Consider the following 22,138-nt stretch of genomic DNA (forward strand, 5'->3'; position numbering starts at 1 on the left):
TCTCCAACTGTGGGAGCGAGCCTGCTCGCGAATGCGATCTGTCAGACGATGACGATGTGAATGACACAGCGCTTTTGCGAGCAGGCTCGCTCCCACAAGGGGCGGCAGCGCCTCTGAAACAAGTGTGGTGGTTGACCCAAGGCAACTGTGATGAAATGCGACCCCAATCTTTATCGCGCAGCGCCGCCATCACTTGCCGTGAAGCCCCGTCTGATTCGTCATTTGTTCCTGCCGCCGCTGGTCATCGCCTTGATGATCGGTCTGGGTTTCATCGGCTTCTGGACCAGTGAGCATTTCGGTATCCGCAGCCTCGGCGAGAATGGCCAGCGTCAGCTGGAACTGCATGCCCGCGCGGTCGAAAGCGAGATCAGCAAATACACCTACCTGCCCAGCCTGCTCGAACTGGAAACCAGTGTTTCGCAGTTGCTGGCCGACCCGACCCCGGAAACCCGGCGTACGGTCAACGATTACCTTGAAGGCCTGAACCGGCGCAGCCGCAGTCGGGCCATCTACGTCATGGACACCACCGGCCGCGTCATGGCTACCAGCAACTGGCGCGATGTCGACAGTTACCTCGGTGAAGACCTGTCCTTTCGCGCCTACTTCCAGAAAGCCGTGCGCGGCGAACCGGGGCGCTTCTACGGCATCGGCAGCACCAGCGGCGAGCCCGGTTATTACCTCGCCCACGGCCTCGAAGAGCACGGCAAGATCATCGGTGTCGCGGTGGTCAAAGTGCGCCTGGAAGCCATGGAAGAGCGCTGGCAGCGTGCACGTCTGGAAGCGTTTGTCAGCGACGAAAACGGCATCATCATTCTCTCCAGCGATCCGGCTCGACGCCTCAAGTCGGTGATCCCGCTGAGCGACGAGGTCAAAGAGAAACTGGCGCGCAGCCTGCAGTATTACTGGTTCCCGCTCAACGAACTGCAACCGCTGGCCCGCGAGACGCTGGAGGAAGGTGTGGAAAAACTCACCTTCCCGGCCAACAGCGAAGTGCAATCCGACGAAGACGACATCAGTTATCTGGCGCAGACCCGGCCGCTGAGCGACACACCGTGGAATTTCACCCTGCTCACGCCGCTGCAGGACCTGCGCCGTGAAGCGATCAACCAAGGCATTCTGGTCGCTGTGGCGTTCGCCTTTCTCGCCTTCCTGCTGATTGCCTGGAACGAGCGGCGCAAAGTCATCGCCACCCGCCTCGCCGCCCGCGAAGCCTTGCAGGAAGCCAACAATCAACTCGAGCGTCGGATTACCGAACGCACCACCGATCTGCGCGCCAGCAACGAACGGCTGAAAAGCCAGATCCGCGAACGCCGTCAGGCCGAAGAGACCTTGCGCCGCGCCCAGGATGAACTGGTGCAGGCCGGTAAACTCGCCGCCATCGGCCAGATGTCGACGAGCATCGCCCACGAACTGAACCAGCCGCTGGCGGCGATGCGTACGCTATCCGGCAACACCGTGCGCTTCCTTGAGCGCGGGCAACTGGATGTCGCCAGCACCAACCTCAAGACCATCAATGACTTGATCGATCGCATGGGCCGCATCACCGCCAGCCTGCGTTCGTTCGCCCGGCGAGGCGACAACCAAGGCCAGGCCAGCCTTGGCAAAGCTGTCGAGGCGGCGCTGCAATTGCTCGGCGCGCGCCTGGAGCATTCGCCACTACAGATTCATCGGCAATTCAGCGACGTGCAGTTGCACATCGATCAGACCCGTCTGGAGCAGATTCTGGTCAACCTGATCGGCAACGCCCTCGACGCCATGCACGCGCAAGCGCAGCCCGAGCTGTGGCTGGAAGGCGAAGAATTCGACGGCAAATACCGCCTGCGCGTGCGCGACAACGGCCATGGCATCGACGCCGAAGCGCGCAAGCATCTGTTCGAACCGTTTTTCACCACCAAGCCCGGCGCGCAAGGCCTGGGCCTGGGCCTGACACTTTCTGCGAGCCTCGCGGCCGCCACCGGCGGGCATCTGGGTGTCGAACACCCGGCCAGCGGTGGTACTACTTTCGTCCTCAGTTTACCGTTGGTAAGCCCTACTCCTGCCGAGCCAATATGAATAACGATCTCAGTGTGCTGATCGTCGAAGACGACCCCCATGTGCTGCTCGGCTGCCAACAGGCGCTGACCCTGGAAGACATTCCCTGCATCGGCGTCGGCAGTGCCGAAGAAGCGCTGGAGCAGGTCGGCGACAATTTTGCCGGCATCGTCATCAGCGACATCCGCCTGCCGGGCATCGATGGCCTGGAACTGCTGACCCGCCTCAAGGCCCGCGATCGCAGCTTGCCGGTGGTGTTGATCACCGGCCATGGCGACATTTCCATGGCCGTGGGTGCGATGCAAAAAGGCGCCTATGACTTCATGGAAAAACCGTTCTCGCCGGAGCGTCTGGTCGATGTCGCGCGGCGAGCGCTGGAACAACGCGGCCTCGCCCGCGAAGTGTCGTCGCTGCGTCGACAACTGGCCGAACGCGACTCGCTGGAAGGACGGATCATCGGCCGCTCGCCCGCCATGCAGAACCTGCGCGAGCTGATCGCCAACGTCGCCGACACCTCGGCCAACGTGTTGATCGAGGGCGAAACCGGCACTGGCAAGGAACTGGTCGCGCGCTGCCTGCACGATTTCAGTCGCCGCCACAGCAAACAGTTCGTCGCGCTGAACTGCGGCGGCCTGCCGGAAAATCTGTTTGAAAGCGAGATCTTCGGTCACGAGGCCAACGCCTTTACCGGCGCCGGCAAGCGTCGCATCGGCAAGATCGAACACGCCGACGGCGGCACGCTGTTCCTCGACGAAGTGGAAAGCATGCCGTTGCCCCTGCAGATCAAACTGCTGCGTGTGCTCCAGGAACGCACCCTCGAACGCCTCGGCTCGAACCAGAGCGTGGCCGTGGATTGCCGGGTGATCGCGGCGACCAAATCCGACCTCGACGCTTCGAGCAAGGCCGGCGAATTTCGCAGCGACTTGTACTACCGCCTCAACGTCGTGACCCTGGAACTGCCGCCGCTGCGCGAACGCCGCGAAGACATCCTGCAATTGTTCGAACACTTCACCCAGCAATCGGCGCTGCGCTTCGACCGCGCCTTGCCAGAGCTGGACAACCAGACCCTGTCGAACCTGATGAGCCACGACTGGCCGGGCAACGTGCGCGAACTGCGCAACGTCGCCGAACGCTTCGCCCTCGGCTTGCCGGCGTTCAAGAAGTCCGGCGCCAACAGCGGCCAGGGCCTGGCCTTTGCCGAAGCGGTGGAAGCCTTCGAACGCAACTTGCTCAGCGACGCCCTGCAACGCAGCGGCGGCAACCTGACCCAGGCGAGCCTGGAGCTGGGCATGGCCAAGACCACGCTGTTCGACAAAGTGAAAAAGTACGGGCTGAGCCACTGATGGACCTGATTCTCAAAGCCGCGATCGGCGCCGCCGTGGTGCTGATCCTCGCGGCGCTCTCCAAGACCAAAAATTATTACATCGCAGGATTGGTGCCGCTGTTCCCGACCTTTGCGCTGATCGCGCATTACATCGTCGGCAAGGGGCGCTCGGTTGAGGATCTGAAAACCACCATCGTGTTCGGGATGTGGTCGATCATTCCGTACTTCGTTTATCTGGCGACGTTGTATGTGATGGTGGACCGGATGCGGCTGGAGGCTTCGCTGGCCGTGGCGGCGGTGGCGTGGTTGATGGCGGCGACTGTTTTGGTGAGCGTTTGGGTGCGTATTCACAGTTAAGATCAAAAGCCACCTAAAGCACATCCCCACCCGCCACCGGCTCAACCCGCGCCCAATGCGACGTGTCCTCACGATGCGCCTGCAAATACGGCAGCACCGCCGCCAGCAACGGTTCCTTGAACGCCTCCTGAAAGCGATGCGCCAGCCCCGGAATCAGCTTCAACTGACTGCCCTGAATGTGCGCCGCCAGATGCACGCCATGCATCACCGGCAGCAGCGGGTCCGCCGTGCCATGCACCACCAGCGTCGGCACGCGCAACTGGTTGAGCAGCGCCACCCGGCTCGGTTCGGCGAGGATCGCCATGATCTGCCGCTTCACCCCTTCTGGATTGAACGCCCGGTCATAGGACGCCGCGGCCTGTTGCAGCAGGGCTTGACGATCATCGGTAACGTTGGGGCTGCCCAGCGCCGCGAGCAAATCCGCTTGTTGCTCCAGCGCCACCTGACGATTCGGTGCGCCGCGGCGCGACAGCAACTGCACCAGTGCCGCGCTCGGTGCCGGCAACCCTTCGGCACCGGACGTGCTCATGATCAACGTCAGGCTCTCGACTCGCTGCGGCGCCATCGCTGCCACATGCTGAGCAATCATCCCGCCCATGCTCGCGCCGAGTACGTGGAATTGCTGAACCTGCAAGGCGTCCATCAAACCCAGCGCGTCGTCGGCCATGTCAGTCAGGCTGTACGGGGCCGAAACCGGCAAACCGAGTTTGTAGCGCAGCACTTCAAAGGTCAGGTTGGCTTCAACCGGCGCCTGACGCCAGGTCGACAAACCGACATCGCGATTGTCATAGCGAATCACTCGAAAGCCCTGCTGACACAGCGCGACCACCACCTCATCCGGCCAGTGGATCAACTGCCCGCCCAGGCCCATCACCAGCAGCAGCGCCGGGTCCGAGGCACGGCCGATGCTCTGATAGGCGATGCTCACCTGCGGCAGATCAGCCCGCTCGGTCGGGACATTGACATCGCAACGCCCTGCCGCCGCCGCTGAAGCGCCGAATAAAAGCGCGGCCAAAATGGCCGCGACAGAAAAAAAATGCTTACCCATGAAAAACACCGAAACGCAGAACCCCAGTAAGCCGCGAGTCTGATGATGTTTGTTCAAGCGCGCTGCCACAGTTCGATGACAGTTTGATGAAGAGTGCCGAGCGGTCATCCAGCCGGTGCAAACAATATCCATGTACCGCCTGGGTCCGGCGTGAACTCTTTTTAATGAACCGCACAGGAGCGGATGTCCCGCTCTCCCTCGCGAGTCACCCGCCATGCTCGACCCCCTCACCCTCAATTTGCCGCCTTCGCCCCCAGAGTCGTTCGCAACGACCCTGGCACTGCCTCCAACCATCGACGAAAGCGCGTTGTCACAGGCCAATCAGCGCTGGCGCGACAGCAGCAATGGCTTGCGCGAATTGCTCGCAAGCAGTCCCGCACTGCGCGATACGATCAACGCATCGCTGCGACAACAGCTGCAGCTGGACGGCGAAAAAACCGGATTCGGCTTCACTGCCAGCCAAACGCAGGCTGAGCATTTCGTCAGCCTTACCGATGCCTGCGCGTTTGTCGTTCAGCATCCAGCAGCGGATTTCTCACTTGACCAGCGCTGCCATGTCATCGGTGTGATGCCCGGTCATGCTCTGTACGCACTGAGGCCGTCGCAACTGCTGGAAAAGCTCAAGCCGCTCGACCTGCAGAGCGCCCACGCCACACGCTGGGCCGAATTCTGGGAAGCACGTGCGCCGGGCACTCCGGTTTCACGACGCACGCGCGCCACCGCCCTTTATCGAACGCATTTCGAAGCAAGCGCTGACGCCGCTTACGCCAGCAAAATCATCGACGCCGAAGAGCTCGACCTGCTTCGGAAAATCGTCGATTCAGATTCCACGCCACTGACGTTCAAAGATCAGCCCGTTCACCTGGAAAAACCGGCTCTGGTGCTGAGCAACCACAGCAAAGTCAAACTTCCGGGAGCTTGGGTGATCCGCGCGGGTGACCTCGTAACAGCACGAACGCTGCTCTACCTGCCCTGCCGCCCCCTATGTATTCAGGCGTTCGACAATCGAGCAGATATGCAAACGTGGCTGGCCGGCGAGGTGCAGATTCCCACCGGTTTGCCACGCGAGATCCTGCGCTTCGATTACCGCGCAGCGACAGACCCGATGATCACCGGCGCCAGCGATCTGTTCGCCGACCGGCAACAGGCGCAAATCAGTGCGTTGCGCAATACCAACCGGGGCAAGCCCGGGTTGCGTGAACACGGTGCGCAGGCGCTGCTGCATGTCGAGCTGATTGACCATCAACGCAGCACAACGAACATCGTCGCAGCGCCGGCCAGGGCGGCCATTGCCCCGGATACGCTGGCGAGTGACGTCCCGTTGTTTGGCAGCCTGTCCGCTGGCATTCCGCTCGCCGTAAGGCATGCCGCGCTCAAGCGCGAGCGCGAGGCACTCGAACACCTGCTGGCCAACGACCGCGACGGCGCCCGATTTCGACAATGTCAGGAAGCACTGAGCGCCCTGGAAATTGCCGAGCAAGCCTGCGAGACCGCCTGCACCTCATTGCTCGACGACTCCCCTCCCCCCGCCACGACGCTCACTGCGATTTATCAGGCTCACAAAAATGGCTTGTATGCCGAGGCGAAGCTGCAATCCTTGCTGGGGCAAGTCGACAGCGCTGAACACGAGCTGCTCAAAGCCGTGCTGGACAACCCCGTGGCGGGCACACGCGATGCAGATCTGGTCGCGGCCAGCCTGACCCTGTCGCTCCGTGAAACCCTCGACGCCACCACCACGGTGCAGCGCGAAACGCTCAAGGGCGCACTGGTGTTCACCCGGCAAGCAGCACTGAAGGACAGCGCGTCCGACACGAGCGTGCTGCTTTACTGCCCTGGCAACAGCGGTGGCCTGCAGCGCTTCAGCGATCGCCGGGCATTGGCGCTCGCCCTGTTGAAAGTTGACGATCAGGACAGCGAATCCGCGTTGCAACTTAGCGCCATTACCACGGACCCGCTGCAGCATTGTCTCAACGCGCTGATCGCCGATTGCGAAACGCAAGCAATCAGGCTGCGCGCCAAACCCGAGCACGCCGATGCACTGGCAATTTTCCGTCAGGATTGCATGGCTGCCATGCAGGTCCCGGTCAGCGCGGCCAGAGGCCTGATGTTTGCGCATGTGCAGGAGCAGGAGCGCAGCGGTGCACTCGCCACTCATCTGCCGGGCTGGCTGGTGCGTCTGCAGAAAAGCGAGCGGATCGCGCTCAAACAAAACGTCCAGGCGTACATCGAGGCAATGCGTAAAAGTCATGCGCTGATGACGTTGGCGCTGGAACCGCGCGACGACTTCACCCGCAAACATCTGCACGCGCGCCTGCGCAAGGATTTCGCCATCGAAGGCTCTTTTTCCGTGCAGGTCGAATTGCCTGATTCGACCACAACCGAAACGTTGGTGGAGTCCAGCCCCGCCGGCCCCCGCCGTAATACCGTCATCGTGCCGGGCGCCACGCGCAGCCGGATGGCCCTTGAAGACCTTGCCCAACTGAATATCGACAACGTTCAATCCGTGCTCAATGACGCCCTGTCGCAGCGCCTGATTTTCATGCGCCTGGACGTCAATGCCGCGCGCCGAAAGGATCGCAGCCGCCTGCTCAACGGCATCAATCTGAGCTATCTGCGCAAAGTCCTGCCAGAGCTGGACCTGCCCAAGGCCTATGAGCGCAGGATCCATGAAGCCTTCCATGGCGCACCAGGCGAGGCGCTGTTCGTCAGGCAGCATCGACGCGAAAGCCTGATCGAACCGTGGCGCCTGCTGCTGAAAATCCAGTGTGACAACGCGCGGGCACAGAAACACCTCAATCGAGATGAAGCTGAGGTGGTGGACATCGCGATCGATGCCAATACCGCAGACGCCTGGCTCGCCAAGGGCAAGCGCATCGTGTTGTTGCCGGTTTCGCTTAAAACCGGCGGCAAAGACACTCCGCGTGAAGGCCCCGTCACCTTGTCCGGCGTGACTTTCATTGAAGAGCAGATCAGCGGCACTACCGTGCTGTACCTGCCGGACAGTCCTGATCAGCGTTTTTTCCGCCGCTACGACAGTCTCGAGTCAGCGCGCAAAGGGCTGTTCAGATTGTGTGCGAGTGACCATTGGATTGAATACCTTGCAGGCAAGGCCCTGCACGGCGATGTCCGCGCTCATGTCAGCCGCATCGGTCAGGCAGTGAAGAAAAACTTCGACGCCATTATCGACATTGGCCCCCGCTGGCCGGCGAGCACTTCGCTCGCCGCGCACCTGCTCGACGCGCACAAGGGGCGTTTGATCGAAGCTCATCGCGGCAGCTCACGCTCCAACGATGAACTGTTCTTCGAACGCTACGCACTGAAGGGGCCACGCGCGTTCAACTACATAAAAATGGCGCTGGGCATGGTGCCTTTCGTCGGCACCGTCGTGGCGCTGTACGACGCCTGGACGGCCGCCAATCAGGCCGTGGCAGCTTTCTTACGCGGTGATGTGGCGGATGGCCTGGCGGAAATCGAGACAATGTTTCTCTCGTTGATCGACGCGTTCATGGACCTGCTCCCGGGCGAAGCGCTGGCTTCGACTCTCTCGCGCACCACCCGCGCGCTGACACGTACGCGCCAGCTGCATACGCTGCTGGGCAACGTCGCGGCTTTGCATGGCAAAACGCAGCGGCAGGCCCGGCATGTGCTCGCCCGTTTCCAGGGTTACGACTACGAACGACCGCTGTCGCTGGCCGGAATCGAGCCAGCCAGTCACGGTCTCTACCGTGGCGTTTACCGGCATGCCGACGGTGATTTCATCCAGCGTCAGGGGCGCATCTATCAGGTGGAACTGGGCACGGGCTCGCGCAACTGGCGCCTGTTCGGCAATTCGCGCAAGACCTACAAACAGCCGATCACGCTGGATGAAACCGGCCAGTGGGATACCTGGTACGGCGTGTACGGCACCACCAGCACGGATGGCTTGCGTGGCGGAGGCAACGTCGCCGGGCATCTGGCCGACGCGTTGGACCCTTACTGGCCACCGGTGATTCGCCAGCGCTTGCCACGCTGGTGGGCAGAGCGCACGTTTCGACGGCATCAGCAGCTGGAACGCGAGACTGAACGCCTGGCCAATGTCATCGACAGCAAGATCGAGGCGCACAAGACGGCGATACTGGCTTTCCAGAACGCCAGCCCCGCCCAGCAGCGCGTTTTGCTGCCTGCAGCCGAAGCCGCATGCCTTGAAGATATCCGCCTGTCAGTTCAACGCTATGAGGCCCTGGCTGAGTTGAAACCGCTCACCAGCGGCAATAAGCAAGCCTCCGTCAACCGAGTGCAAAGCTCTCTTGCTCAACGACTGACTTCGCGATACGCCATGCGCTCGGGTCAAGTGTCCGCAGCGTCTGTCCTGGTCCTGGAAGACGTCATGCGGCTGAGCAGGACAGTGAACGCTTTGCCTCCAGGCGCCCGGACGCGGCGAATGGCAATGTTTGCTCAGATTCGCGAATTGCAGCTGGACTACGTGAAAAAGTTCGAGGAACTGGAGGACCTCAGGACCAAAGTCAATCAGTGGAATGAACGCATCAGCTTGAAATCCGACAAGGCCACTCAGTTCGGCATTGTCGAGCTTATCAACAGCCAACATAGCGACGCACGTCTGCTCTATCACAAAACCTACATGCGCCTGGATCTGGTCAAGAATTACAGCTATGACAATGACGTTTCCTGGATGTACTTCCGCGAGCGCACAGACGAACTCTGGAAGCAGACCAGACAGGCCGCGACCACCCAGAACGACCTGCCAAACATTCAAACCACTGCGCAGAATCGCAGCCGCATGCTTGAGCAGTGTCTGGATGTCTATACCCGCTTCCGACGGCAGATGACCATCTGGAGGACTGCCTATCCAGAGCATTTTCATCAGGACACCCTCGAACCCTTGCTTGATGGCCTGGAGCAGATGGCCGGTCGTGCCCGCCGAGGCGTCATCGATCCACCGGCGCCGAAAACACCCGGCCAGCCTGCTCAACGGGTTTTCACCACCGAGGACGGCAACCTGCTGTACGGCACGGAACGCTTCGACACGAAGTCGCAGCGGCGGATTTATGAACGCAAGCTCAGAGAGGGTGAAGTGCAGATCTGGGAGCAAGGTGCCGACGGCCGCTCGCGCCAGATCGGCCCACAGGCGCAACCGCCCCAGCCACCACCGGTAAGCCTCGCGGCTCTGGTCAGTGATGCCCGGCAGCGTCTGGACAGGATTCCTGCCTACCGGGCCAGCGTGCACAGCAATGCCGACCGGGGCATGCTGCCGATCGATCTGCAACACATGATGGACTCCCAGGCCAGTGAGTTGAACGCCCGCGCCGACCGCATCGCCGGCAGATCTGCGCAGCATCCGCTGATCCAGCGGTTGCGCGATCAGGCCGCCGAGCTGAGCGTTTCCGGGCGCACCCTGCGCACCGAACGTTCGTTGACCAGCCAGAAGCCCACCGATGGCATGCTCGATGACTTGATCGGTCAAGGCGTCGTGGAAATACGCCGAGAGCAGCCGATCAAATTGCTCGGCAGGCGTGCAGGCGATCCGGACTACATGCAGGAATACGAGGTCTGGAACATCACGCGCGAGCCCGAGCAGTTGCTGTGGTACGCGCACTTTCACTACCGCGATGCGACACCGGTGTTCGACAGCTTTGAAACCGCGCATTTGAAATTGCCGCAGCACCGATTCCTGACCCATGCCGATGATGCGACGCTGCCCTATTCGAAAATTGGCAAACAATCGGTTGTCCTTGGGCATTTCGAGCGGGTTTGAACCCCAACGCCCGATCTTGCTCGCAGCCAGTAATGACCGTGAGCAAGATCGACTGGCGCTGACTTCGAAGTGCTCCGTTGTCGACAAGCGAATCATCATGAGACAAACTCAACAGCTATCTATTTATCACAAGTTTTTCTCATGGAGCCACACGGGTGCTTGAAATCCGCCACTTGAAGACGCTTCACGCTTTGCGTGATGCCGACAGCCTGGTCGATGCCGCCGACCGCCTGCACCTGACGCAGTCGGCGTTATCGCATCAGTTCAAGGAGCTCGAAGAACGCCTGGGCATGGCGCTGTTCGTGCGCAAGACCAAGCCGGTGCGTTTCACCAGCGCCGGTTTGCGCTTGCTGCAACTGGCCGATGCGACCTTGCCGCTGCTGCGCGCCGCCGAGCGCGACATTGGCCGTCTGGCCGGTGGCACGGCCGGGCGCCTGCACATGGCGATCGAATGCCACAGTTGCTTTCAATGGCTGATGCCGACCATCGATCAGTTCCGCGATGCCTGGCCCGAGGTTGAACTTGATCTGGCCTCGGGCTTCTCTTTCGCGCCACTGCCAGCGCTGGCCCGCGGCGATCTGGATCTGGTGGTGACCTCCGACCCGCTGGACATTGCCGGCATCACCTATGTGCCGCTGTTCACCTACGAGGCCATGCTCGCGGTGGCCAATCAGCATGCGCTGGCGAGCAAGCCGTACATCGTCCCGGAAGACTTGCTCAGCGAAACCTTGATCACTTATCCGGTGGAACGTGATCGCCTCGACATCTTCACGCGGTTTCTCGAACCGGCCGATATCGAACCGGCGCAGGTGCGCACCTCGGAACTGACGGTGATGATGATGCAACTGGTTGCCAGCGGCCGCGGCGTCTGCGGCATGCCGCACTGGGCGCTGCATGAATACAGTTCGCGCGGGTATGTGAAGGGCAAGCGGCTCGGCGAGAAGGGGCTATTTGCTACGTTGTATGCAGCGATTCGCACCGACATGCTTGATGCGCCGTATATGCGTGATTTCCTGCTGACGGCGAAAGACACTTCGTTCTCGACGCTGGATGGGGTCAGTGCCGTGCGCTAAACCGCTGCACAACGCCAATCCCCGTGGGAGCGAGCCTGCTCGCGAATGCATTCGTTCAGCCACCTGCAGCGGTGAATGACACAGCGCTTTCGCGAGCAGGCTCGCTCCCACAGGGGATCAGTGTGAGTCAGATCGATCGTTCCCACGCTCCGCGTGGGAATGCAGCCCGGGACGCTCCGCGTTCCTTCTGAAGCCGAACGCAGAGCGTCCGTCGAGGCATTCCCACGCAGAGCATGGGAACGATCATCTGCGCGGCTCAGATTTCACGCCACATATGGATCTTGTCGAAGTAGTCTTCGCCGACGCGTACGGCCAGCGGTTCGAGGCCGTACTGGATAAAGCCGCAGCGCTGGTAGAGGTTGAATGCCGCATCGTTGCCGGCGGTGACCGTGAGCTGCAGAAGTTTCAGCGCCGGATGCTTCTGCGCTTCGTCGATCGCCGCTTGCACCAGCGCCATACCCAGGCCGTGCTGGCGAAAGTCGCCCGACACGTACATGCCGAACAGCGTCGCTTTGTGCCGGGCTTTTTCCCTTGGTTCGAAGGCGAGGCCGACGATCCCCGCCAGCGAACTGTCCTCGAACGCCCCCAAGACCACATCGAGCTTGCTGGTCAGGCGCCCTTCCCACCAGCTCAACGGCATCACCGCGCGCTCGCGCACGCTTGAAGTGAACGCTTGCGGGTGGCGGTCGTAGGCTTCGAGCATCAGTTCGCGATAAGCCAGCGCATGGCTGGCGTCCAGCCGTTCGATCCACATGTTCAGGCCGTCCTGCGTTGCTCAAGCATCAGGCGCACGGCCAGACCGCCGAGCACGAACCCCATCACATAACGTTGCAGCGACAGCCACGTCGGATTGCGCACAAACCACGCAGCAATGCCCGCGGCAAACAACGCGATCAGCAGATTGACACTGAAGCTGACGCTGATCTGGGTCAGGCCGAGAACGATGCTCTGCGCGAACACCGAGCCGTACTCTGGGCTGATGAATTGCGGAAACACCGACAGGTAGAACACGGCGATTTTCGGGTTCAGCGCACTGGTGAGAAAACCCATGGTGATCAGTTTGCGCGACGAGTCCGCCGGCAGTTGCTGCGCCTCGAACGGCGAACGCGCGCCGGGCTTCACCGCTTGCCAGGCCAGCCACAGCAGGTACAGGGCACCCGCCCACTTCAACACTTCATAGGCCATCGGCACCGCAAGAAATACCGCAGTCAAACCCGCCGCTGCCGCAAACATATGCACGAAAAATCCACCGACCACGCCAAGCAACGACGTCACACCGGCGCGGCGCCCCTGACAGATCGACCGCGAAATCAGATAAATCATGTTCGGCCCCGGCGTCAGCACCATGAGCAATGCAGCGGCGGCAAAAATCAGCAAGTCGTGGAGCGGGATCATGGCAGTGTCCCTTGCGTGAATGATCAGGCGAGTGCAGTCAGTGAACGGCGATAAAACGGCAGGATCCGGTCGCGTGTCAATGGCGCCAGTTCGACCGCAGGATCAGTGGCCGGATCGATCCAGATCACTTCTTCGATTTCCGCCGCCGGGCAGACGGCGCAATCGATGGTCAGTTGAAAGATCTGCGCATGCACAACGAAGCCCGGCTCGTTGGCGGCTGGAGCGGAAAACTGACTGAGGAAAATCGCCTGGGCCGGATCGATCTGCAACCCTAACTCTTCTTCCAGTTCACGGGCCAGTGCGTGCACCGGCAATTCATCGGCTTCGATCTTTCCGCCAGGTTGCATGAACGCCGTGGTGCCGCGCTTGCGCACCAGCAAGGTCTGGCCTTGAATGTTGAGCAACAGCGCAGCGGCGATATGAATGGTCGACATAGAAAATCCCTGGCGCAAAAGCGCCAAGGATCACATGGTTGCTAGCGGTAGGCCAAGCCAACGCTTTCAGCTCGCTTCCTGAAAATCCAGCTCCGGCGGCTGGCGACGGAAACCGCCAGTAAGCACGGCCAGGTACATCACGCCAATCGCCAGCCAGCTCAGGCCCAGGTACACCGCGAGGTGATCGAGGCTGACCATCAGCCAGACATCGGCAACCAGCCCGATGAACGGGAACAGCAGGAACAGCACGAATTCACGCGGTCCCTTTTTCTCGCCACCGATCCAGTAGTGAAAAATCACCGACAGGTTGACCAGGCTGAACGCCAGAAACGCGCCGAAGTTGATGAACGAGGTCGAAGTGGTCACGTCGAGTTTCAGCGCCAGCAACGCCACCGCGGCGCACAGCAGAATGCTGTTGACCGGTGTGCCGAAGCGCGCGTGCAGCGTGCCGAAAAACGATTTCGGCAGCACGCCGTCGCGGCCCATTGCAAACAGCAGGCGCGAGCCGCTGGCCTGCGCCGCCAAGCCTGACGCGAACTGGCCGACGATCAGGCCGATGAGGAAGATCGACACGAACAGGTCGCCACCAATGTTGCGCGCAATTTCATAAGCCGCCGAGTCGACACTGTCGAACTGGAACGACGGATGCGCCCTCTGCACGAAGTATGAGACGCCGACGAAGATCAGCCCGCCAATCAAGGTAATCAGCATGATTGCCCGCGGAATGGTGCGGCGCGGGTCGCGGGTTTCTTCGGTCAAGGTGCTGACCGCATCGAAACCGAGGAACGAATAACAGGCGATTGCCGCGCCGCTCATGATCAACGGCATCTGCAAGTCGCCATTGAAGAACGGCTCGATCGACCACAACGGCGTGTTCGCATCGCCGCCGATGTAGTGCACACACAGTGCGACGAAAGCGATCAGCACCAGAAACTGCACCAGCATCAGCAGAGCGTTGATGCCGTTGGCCAGTTTCAGGCCGATGATGTTGATCGCACTGGTGATGCCGATAAAGGCCAGCACCCACAACCATTGCGGGATCGACGGGAACGCCGAGGCCAGATACGCCGCGCCGATCAACCAGATCGCCATCGGCAGAAACAGGTAATCGAGCAACACCGCCCAACCAGCAATGAAACCGAGCTTGGGGCTGATCGCCTTGCGCACATAGCTGTAGGCGGAACCGGCGACCGGGAACGCGGCGGCCATACGGCCGTAACTCATCGCGGTGAAAAACATTGCCACGAGCGCGGCCAGATAGGCCGCCGGGACCAGTCCAGCGGTGGTCTGAGCGAGAATACCGAAGGTGCCGAGGACGATGATCGGTGTCATGTAGGCGATGCCGAACAGCACCACCGCCCCCAGTGAAAGGGTGCGTTGCAAACGAGCCATGGGCGACTTACTCCGAATTATTGGTTTTATGGCAGAGCCGGGTTCGGCGAAAATTTCGGGTGTGGCTGATTATTGTTGTTGTTGATCGTTCCCACGCTCTGCGTGGGAACGCCTCATTGGACGCTCCGCGTCCGCTCTTGGGACGCAGAGCGTCCCGGGCTGCATTCCCACGCAGAGCGTGGGAACGATCGGGAGTAACGGGTCAAGGGATCAGCAGTTCACGCAAGCCAGAAGCGTGTTCCAGCACCTCCCCCGGCAACTTCAAACGCTGATCATCCAGATAACGATAATCCCTGCGCGCCACCTGCAACTGCGCAAAATCCAGCTCAACACGGAACTGCCCTTCGTCACGTCCAGCCTCGAACAGCAGCGTCCCGAGCGGATCGACCAGCGCGCTGCCGCCGGCAAACACCAGACCGTCATCCCCGGTCTCGACGCGATTGACCATCAGCGCGAACGCCTGATTCTCCTGAGCTCGGGCCATGATCGCGGTGCGGTGGGTCGGGCCGTACGGGTCCATGTTGCCGTTGGTCACGATCAACAGGTCAGCGCCCAGTTGCGCCAGGGCGCGGGCCGATTCCGGGAATTCGATGTCGTAGCAGATCAGCAGACCGATGCGCACGCCATTCCACATGCAGGTCGCGTAACGGTCGCCGGGCGCAAACACGCCGCGATCCGAGGCCCATAGATGGGTCTTGCGGTATTTCAGGGCGATGCCTTCAGGGGTGAGCAACAGCGTGGTGTTGTAGAAGCGTCCCTCGTCGTTCTCGGCCATGCCGATCACCACGGCAATATTGCGTTCGCGCACCGCCGCCAGTACGGCGCTGACGCTCGGGCCGTCGACGGGTTCGGCGATTTGCGCCACGGTCTCGCGGTTCGGGAAGCCCATCAGGTGGGTTTCCGGGAACACGAGCAATTGCGTGTCGGCGGCGCAGGCCGCGATGGCTGCCAAGGCACGTTGCAGGTTGTACGCCGTGTCGTTATCACGGCCCGCCAGTTGGGCGAGTTCGACTTTCATGAATATTCCTTGTTATCGCCGCGGGCGGTGAAAGATTGCCCGGCCTCTGTCTGTGGGCCAGTATGCGCAGCAAGCAACCGGCCAGGGAATCACGCAGCCGGGGTAACCCGATAGGGGTAGATCGATGACACTTTCGTTGAATGACATCACCTGGCACCGCGCCGTCGGGCAACTGATCGATGCGCTCGACAAGCCGAACTTCTGGGCGCAACTGGTGCGTCTGCTGGAACAGTACGTGGCGTTCGATAGCTGGGTGGTGCTGCTGTTCAGTGCCGATCAGCGTCCGCAAGTCTTCGCTGAGAGTCCGGGCGAAGATGGCAGCCCGGATCCTCTGTTCCAGGATTATCTGCGTGGTCTGTACCTGCTTGATCCGTTTTACATCGCCTGTCGCGAGCAATCGCGCACCGGTCTGTATCGCCTGTGGGAAGTGGCACCGGAGCATTTCGAGCAGACCGAGTATTACCAGCGATACTTTCGTCTGAATGTGGTCGCCGATGAAATCCAGTTCAATTGCCAACTCCAGGGCGAGCGCACGCTGTGCCTGTCGCTGGGCAGTGAAAAACCTTTCACTGGTGAACAGATTGCGCTGCTGTCTTTGATTCAACCCTGGGTGCTGGGATTGTTGCGCCAGCGCCTGCCGTACGAGATCAACGAAACCGTGGCGCTCGCTGCCGCGCCGGCCCCAGCCGATTGGCGGGTGCAACTGGAAGCCTCGGTGCAGCAACTCAAAGGCGCGCAGCTGACCGCCCGCGAACTGGATGTCGGGCGCTTGATGCTCAGCGGTTGCTCCAGTAAAGAAATCGCCCGTAAGCTGGAAATCTCCGTGGAAACCGTGAAAGTCCATAAGAAACACATGTACAGCAAGCTCGGGATCAAGTCCCAATCCGAGCTGTTTTCGATTTTTCTGCAAGCACAGAACGCCTGAAACGGCGCGATTTACGCTTTTTTGTGGGAGCGAGCCTGCTCGCGAAGAGGCCATCACTTCCAACATTCATGTTGGCTGATCCACCGTCTTCGCGAGCAGGCTCGCTCCCACAAGAGATTGCGGCGCTGATTATTTTGAGTCCGAACCCAAGGAAACCGTATGAGCCTGTCCCTGCTGAGCCGCTACGCCTTCTTTGCCGTCTGCGTGGTGTTCACCCTCGCCAGCCTGCCCTTTCTCGAACATGACTGGCTGTGGCCGATCACTGCCATCACGGGCGTGTTGAGCCTGATCGGTCTGTTCGACCTGCTGCAGAGCCCGCACGCGGTGCGACGCAATTATCCGATTCTGGGCAACATCCGTTATCTGGTCGAAGGCATCCGCCCGGAGATCCGCCAGTACCTGCTGGAATCCGACAGCGACGCCCTGCCCTTCTCCCGCGCCCAGCGTTCGCTGGTGTATTCGCGAGCAAAAAACGAAACTGCCGACAAACCGTTCGGCACGCTGATCGATGTCTATCAATCGGGTTTCGAATTCATCGGCCACTCGATGCGTCCGGCGCCACTCAGCGACCCGAGCAGTTTTCGCGTCACCGTTGGCGGCCCGCAGTGCAGCCAGCCGTACTCGGCCTCGGTGTTCAATATCTCGGCGATGAGCTTCGGCTCACTCAGCGCCAACGCGATTCGCGCGCTGAACCAGGGCGCGAAACTCGGCAACTTTGCCCACGACACTGGCGAAGGCAGCATCAGCCCGTATCACCGCGAACACGGCGGCGACCTGACCTGGGAACTGGGCAGCGGCTACTTCGGCTGCCGCACCAGCGACGGCCGTTTCGACCCGGAGCGCTTCGCCGTTCAGGCGCAGAACCCGCAAGTGCGAATGATCGAAATCAAGATGAGCCAAGGCGCCAAACCCGGCCACGGCGGCATCCTGCCCAAGCACAAGGTCACCCGGGAAATCGCCGACACGCGCGGCATCCTGATGGGCGAAGACTGCGTCTCACCGTCACGCCACAGCGCGTTTTCCACACCGCTGGAAATGATGCATTTCATCCAGCAACTGCGTGAACTGTCCGGCGGCAAACCGGTGGGCTTCAAGTTCTGCCTCGGCCATCCGTGGGAATTCATGGGCATCGCCAAGGCCATGCTGGAAACCGGGATTCTCCCGGACTTCATCGTCGTCGACGGCAAGGAAGGCGGCACCGGCGCCGCGCCAGTGGAGTTCACCGACCACATTGGTGTGCCGATGCGTGAAGGCCTGCTGTTTGTGCACAACACCCTGGTCGGCCTCAACCTGCGTGACAAGATCAAACTCGGTGCCAGTGGCAAGATCGTCAGCGCCTTCGACATCGCCAGCGTGCTGGCCATCGGCGCCGACTGGGCCAACGCCGCGCGCGGCTTCATGTTCGCCATCGGCTGCATCCAGTCGCAGAGCTGCCACACCAACAAATGCCCGACCGGCGTCGCTACGCAGGACGCGCTGCGCCAACGCGCGCTGGTGGTGCCGGACAAGGCCCAGCGCGTGTTCAACTTTCACCGCAACACGCTCAAAGCGCTGGCGGAAATGCTGGCGGCGGCTGGGCTGGAACATCCGTCGCAACTCTCGGCCAAGCACTTGGTGCGACGCATGTCGGCGACCGAAATCAAGCTGTTCTCGCAGTTGCATGTGTTTTTGAAACCGGGGGAATTGCTCACGGGCGAAGTGAATGGCGAGTTCTATTCGCGGATGTGGCAGATGGCGCGGGCGGACAGTTTTGAGCCGCAGGAAGTGGCGGCGGCGTAACCGCAAAGCGCCAATTCGAACGATGGATTGGCGCTGCGTATTCATTTACCTCACGCGGCCGTTGCGCCGTCCATGATCGTCACTGGCCTGATGACGGTTTTCTTTACGCTGGTGTTTGGATAAACACTCACCAGCGTGTCAGGAGACGTTAACCAGCCGGGTTTCGCCGAGGAATATTTTATGATCGTGGCGACGCCTTCGCTGGACTGGAAATAAAGCTTCCAGGCTCGTCCCGAACGGTCGTACTTCATGAAAGCGAAACCCAGCAGCCTCGAGTCCGCCTGACCGCTTGCGTCCACGCGCAGACCATAGTCGGGATATTCCATCGACGCACTGAGGCCCAGACCATGTTCATGCCTGGCCAGGTCGTTGTACTGCGCGAGTTCTTTTCCACCCTCGACATGCCTTACCCGTAAGCGACTGGCATCCATCTGGTCCACCACCAACGAGCAACCACTGAAGCCTGGCGTAAACAGGTGATCCGGCTCGCCCCATTTGGGGTGTAACGGGATATCAACGTAGCCTCCTTGAGCAGCCCAATAGCCCACCACGGCATTCGACGGTTCGGGGAGCTTGTCGATTTGCGTATCATGGATTTTCAGCGCATTGAATTCAGACCTGACCGAACTGGCAGGCTGAACGCGTTCCATGACAAAAACGAAGCTTGCACCACCTTCCTTGTTGGCTAGTTGTGCAGCAATCTCGGCGCTGTAGTTGACTCGGCCCGGCTGCAGCAATTCCGTTGCAACCGGGAATCGGCTCAATTGTGAGGTCGCCAAGGCCTCGTGGATGCTGGTGCTTTGGAGCGAGTAATGCGTCAGCGAAGGCTTTCCCCAATCGTACCCAAGATGCTTGATCCGACTGGCTGGAACAACCTCGATGACCGGCTCCCACAAACCGTTGGGCAGCCGCTCGCGCACAAATGCTGTTTCGAGATTCAAAGGATTATTGGCGGTAAACACGACCTGGTTCGCCAGACTGGCGCTTTCGTCGATGACCGCGCCTGCCGGAACGTCTGCCGCCTCTGCAGGGAGGTCGCCGCCGCGCAATGACACCGGTTGCCATTGGTCTGGCGCCACTTGCCAGAGCCGGCTGCCATGGGCCCGACCGGTTGCTCGATCAACAATGACGACATCCGTGAAATCTGTGTTCAGGGAAAAATCGTTGCTGATCCTGTAATAAGCCTGTTGGCCGGTCGCATCAATGTTGCGAATGTAAAAACTCTGGCCATCGATACTTCGGAAAATGCCTTTGGCATTGGCTTCAAGACCGACAACGACCGAAGGTTTGATGGCGAAAGTGCGCATATCGTTGTTGCCAAAGCCGCCGATTCCAGAGGGCCGAAAGTCGCCTGGAACGCCATACAGCTGATGGGTCAGGGGGCTATAGGGATACCAGTCAGCGCCTTTCAATACGCCCACGCTTTCATAACTGTGTGCCCCCACCTGGAAAGTACCCAGCGCTGCCGGTCCGTGTTGTTTGCTCACGCCAATCAGCAGGTCGTACCCCAATACAGCGTCTCGAAATCTTTCCAGTTGCTGCAAGCCTTTCAAGCCCAGGTACTTGACTCCCATAACCAGAAGTTTGCCTCCCGCCACGACTGCAGTGAGCGGGTTGAGTTCGCTGATGACGAACACCCCGATGACCCTTGCCGCCTTGAGCCCCCGACTGAGCGCCGAAGCACTCCTGCCGACAACCTGCGTCAGCTTTGCGACAGTCGAAGTACCGGCAGTAACGAAGCCCAGTACATCGAAAAACAGATCCACTGCACCGTCGAAATAGTTGCCGTTGACGAAGTTGGTGATCGCTGATTTGAACGGGATCAGGTCAACGACGAAATTGATAACCTTCTGCACGACCGCGTTCTCGCGGTCTTGCGTAGTCTGGCCCTTGGCTGCATTCAGGATGTCTTCGCTGTCCAGATCAAGATGTTCAACGAATGCCTGGGCAATCAACTCGGTTCGTTCGCTGGAATAACTGGCGGGCACCGAAGAGCCGTTCGCGGTTTGTGCCAGCAACTTCTCGGCGCTGGCCTCGTCAGCCAGCTTGAAAGACTCGATGGTGTATTTGATGCTCGGAACGGATGGGCTGGTGCGCTCGGTCGCTTCCGCTGGGTCATGGGTGCTGGTGTGGATAACCCCCTTCTTCAGGTCGATTTCATACAGCTTCGATTCGTGGCCCAGGTCAACCTTCACCCTCAGCATGCGGTCTGTGGCTATCAGATTTCGGCCGAACAGGTGCAGACTCAGACGATAGGTCTTGAACTGGTAAAACGAGACGCGACCGTATTCGAGATTTTTTCTGTCCTCCAGCGGCAACTCGGCTATCAGATGTTTGACAAACAGCCGCGCGCCCTGCTTCAGGTTGCCGATAGCGTTTTCGAATTGCGTCTGGAAGGCGTCTGCCACGCCAAGTTCCAGCGGTGCATTGATCTGGTCAAGCAGCGGCAGCAAGCGCGGATCGCGGGTCGTCCATCGATAGTAGGGCGGCCCACCCATCATGGCGATGTCGAGCAGCGAATATCGGCCGTTGAGGGTCGGGTACAAGAAGTGCCCGTCGCCTCCGGCGACCTTGGGCTGCTCCAGGAGGCGCTCTTCAAACGGTATGTCGCCTTTGAACTTTTTCTTCAGTCTGTTCAGCGCGATGACCGTGCGGCTTGGCAACTCGCTGTTCAACAGAATCGAAGTATTGAGGCGATCGGTCAGTTGCAGGTTGAAGTGTGTCTTGGCACTTTCCAGTTCATCACGGGTGTAATGTTCATTGTGCTTCTTTTGCACCACGCCGCTGACTACGCCCCAATCTGCCAGCGCGGCGACCTGGACGTCGTGAACAACTTGCGAATCGATCCGCACAGCACTTTGCGCACTGGCCATGACTTGTGCGAACGTCATGTGGGCGACTTTCCCGGGTGTATGTGCCTCGATCGTGCGCGCCGCGACGGTCAGGTTGAACCACGCCGTGGTGCCGTATTTCAAGTCAGGGGGCAATTTCTCGATGAGAAACTCGGGCGCCTTGCGAACCAGCAACAGGGCGGCGGTCAATCCGGCCAGTCTGCGGCTGCTCAAATGCGCCTTGATCAAGTAATCCGCCAGACGCTCGAATACTTGCAACGCGGGTTTGCCCCAGAGTTCCTCTCCAGCCAGATCGAAACCGGCAACTTTGCTGCTTGACGGTTGATCAATATCGCCCTGATGCAGACTCAAATGGATGCCGGCCATTGCATACTCGCTGGCGCTGACCTGCGTGGCAATGCCGTTCAAGCGTGTCTGAATGGCAAGTCCCAAAGCCTGCCCACGAGTACTGTTGATCAGGCTAGCCAATGCCGTGGGCGGATCCTTCAGCGCCTCATCCGAGAGCCGCACGTCCACGTCCAGATAGTCCAGCACTCCAGCACCCGGCATTGAAACCAGATCCAGGCTATCCAGATAAACACTGGTGGCGTTCAAGACTTCTTTTTGTTGCGCAGCCGTCAACGGAATCGGCCAGGACAACGCCCCGGCAAAGTCACCAAATGGATGGGGATTGATTTTCTCAAGTTCAAGACTGGCTACAACGTGTTCGACCGGATCTTTCTCGGACGTCGATACTTCATCAACTACTTTCATATTGA

The 22,138-nt window shown here is 60.3% G+C and carries 14 protein-coding genes; 7 read left to right on the plus strand and 7 right to left on the minus strand.

Annotation, left to right across the window (positions count from 1 at the left end):
* Positions 1–150: 150 nt before the first annotated feature.
* Genes aauS through ACGSLL_RS13810 form a run of 3 tightly spaced genes read left to right on the plus strand, consistent with a single transcriptional unit; the run spans position 151 to position 3,712 of the window.
* Positions 151–2,052 (plus strand): two-component sensor histidine kinase AauS, encoded by a 1,902-nt coding sequence (aauS, locus tag ACGSLL_RS13800; RefSeq protein ID WP_394506631.1) that lies wholly within the window; start codon positions 151–153, stop codon positions 2,050–2,052.
* The gene (gene aauR, locus ACGSLL_RS13805; RefSeq protein ID WP_394506633.1) at positions 2,049–3,374 is read left to right on the plus strand and encodes a two-component response regulator AauR; all 1,326 of its coding nucleotides are present in this window, start codon (positions 2,049–2,051) and stop codon (positions 3,372–3,374) included. The genes aauS and aauR overlap by 4 nt, the downstream gene beginning before the upstream one ends.
* 8 nt (positions 3,375–3,382) lie before the next feature.
* Positions 3,383–3,712 (plus strand): GlpM family protein, encoded by a 330-nt coding sequence (locus ACGSLL_RS13810; protein ID WP_394506886.1) that lies wholly within the window; start codon positions 3,383–3,385, stop codon positions 3,710–3,712.
* A gap of 13 nt (positions 3,713–3,725) precedes the next feature.
* Here ACGSLL_RS13810 and ACGSLL_RS13815 read toward each other — a convergent pair whose 3' ends face one another.
* Entirely contained in the window at positions 3,726–4,760 is a 1,035-nt protein-coding gene (locus ACGSLL_RS13815; RefSeq protein ID WP_394506635.1) for an alpha/beta fold hydrolase, read from the minus strand.
* 214 nt (positions 4,761–4,974) lie between these two features.
* Between ACGSLL_RS13815 and ACGSLL_RS13820 the strand changes: the two genes are divergently transcribed.
* Positions 4,975–10,512 (plus strand): dermonecrotic toxin domain-containing protein, encoded by a 5,538-nt coding sequence (locus ACGSLL_RS13820; protein ID WP_394506637.1) that lies wholly within the window; start codon positions 4,975–4,977, stop codon positions 10,510–10,512.
* Positions 10,513–10,667: 155 nt separating this feature from the next.
* On the plus strand, positions 10,668–11,585 hold the full coding sequence (metR, locus tag ACGSLL_RS13825; protein WP_090285902.1) for a transcriptional regulator MetR: 918 nt from the start codon (positions 10,668–10,670) through the stop codon (positions 11,583–11,585).
* Between the two features lie 256 nt (positions 11,586–11,841).
* On the opposite strand, the gene ACGSLL_RS13830 is transcribed toward metR, so the two are convergent.
* From ACGSLL_RS13830 to ACGSLL_RS13850, 5 genes are all read right to left on the minus strand, one after another.
* Positions 11,842–12,339 (minus strand): GNAT family N-acetyltransferase, encoded by a 498-nt coding sequence (locus ACGSLL_RS13830; protein ID WP_394506640.1) that lies wholly within the window; start codon positions 12,337–12,339, stop codon positions 11,842–11,844.
* Between the two features lie 2 nt (positions 12,340–12,341).
* Complete coding sequence (locus ACGSLL_RS13835) at positions 12,342–12,980, minus strand: LysE family translocator (protein ID WP_394506642.1); 639 nt, start codon at positions 12,978–12,980, stop codon at positions 12,342–12,344.
* Between the two features lie 23 nt (positions 12,981–13,003).
* Positions 13,004–13,414, minus strand: coding sequence for an NUDIX hydrolase (locus ACGSLL_RS13840; RefSeq protein WP_394506644.1), 411 nt, complete (start codon positions 13,412–13,414; stop codon positions 13,004–13,006).
* 66 nt (positions 13,415–13,480) lie between these two features.
* Positions 13,481–14,806, minus strand: coding sequence for an APC family permease (locus ACGSLL_RS13845; RefSeq protein WP_394506646.1), 1,326 nt, complete (start codon positions 14,804–14,806; stop codon positions 13,481–13,483).
* A 202-nt stretch (positions 14,807–15,008) separates the two neighbouring features.
* Positions 15,009–15,824 carry a carbon-nitrogen hydrolase family protein gene (locus ACGSLL_RS13850; protein WP_394506648.1) on the minus strand — a complete coding sequence of 272 codons (816 nt, stop codon included), beginning with the start codon at positions 15,822–15,824 and terminating at the stop codon, positions 15,009–15,011.
* Between the two features lie 124 nt (positions 15,825–15,948).
* Here ACGSLL_RS13850 and ACGSLL_RS13855 point away from each other — a divergent pair, with 124 nt between their 5' ends.
* Together ACGSLL_RS13855 and ACGSLL_RS13860 are read left to right on the plus strand one after the other, a co-directional pair.
* Positions 15,949–16,749: a helix-turn-helix transcriptional regulator gene (locus ACGSLL_RS13855; protein WP_394506650.1), complete on the plus strand. Its 801-nt coding sequence runs from the start codon at positions 15,949–15,951 to the stop codon at positions 16,747–16,749.
* A gap of 159 nt (positions 16,750–16,908) precedes the next feature.
* Positions 16,909–18,528 (plus strand): FMN-binding glutamate synthase family protein, encoded by a 1,620-nt coding sequence (locus ACGSLL_RS13860; RefSeq protein ID WP_394506652.1) that lies wholly within the window; start codon positions 16,909–16,911, stop codon positions 18,526–18,528.
* A 50-nt stretch (positions 18,529–18,578) separates the two neighbouring features.
* On the opposite strand, the gene ACGSLL_RS13865 is transcribed toward ACGSLL_RS13860, so the two are convergent.
* Positions 18,579–22,133 carry a hypothetical protein gene (locus tag ACGSLL_RS13865; protein WP_394506654.1) on the minus strand — a complete coding sequence of 1,185 codons (3,555 nt, stop codon included), beginning with the start codon at positions 22,131–22,133 and terminating at the stop codon, positions 18,579–18,581.
* Positions 22,134–22,138 lie beyond the last annotated feature (5 nt).

Source organism: Pseudomonas retamae, assembly GCF_043496865.1.
In the GTDB taxonomy this organism is placed as follows: domain Bacteria; phylum Pseudomonadota; class Gammaproteobacteria; order Pseudomonadales; family Pseudomonadaceae; genus Aquipseudomonas; species Aquipseudomonas retamae.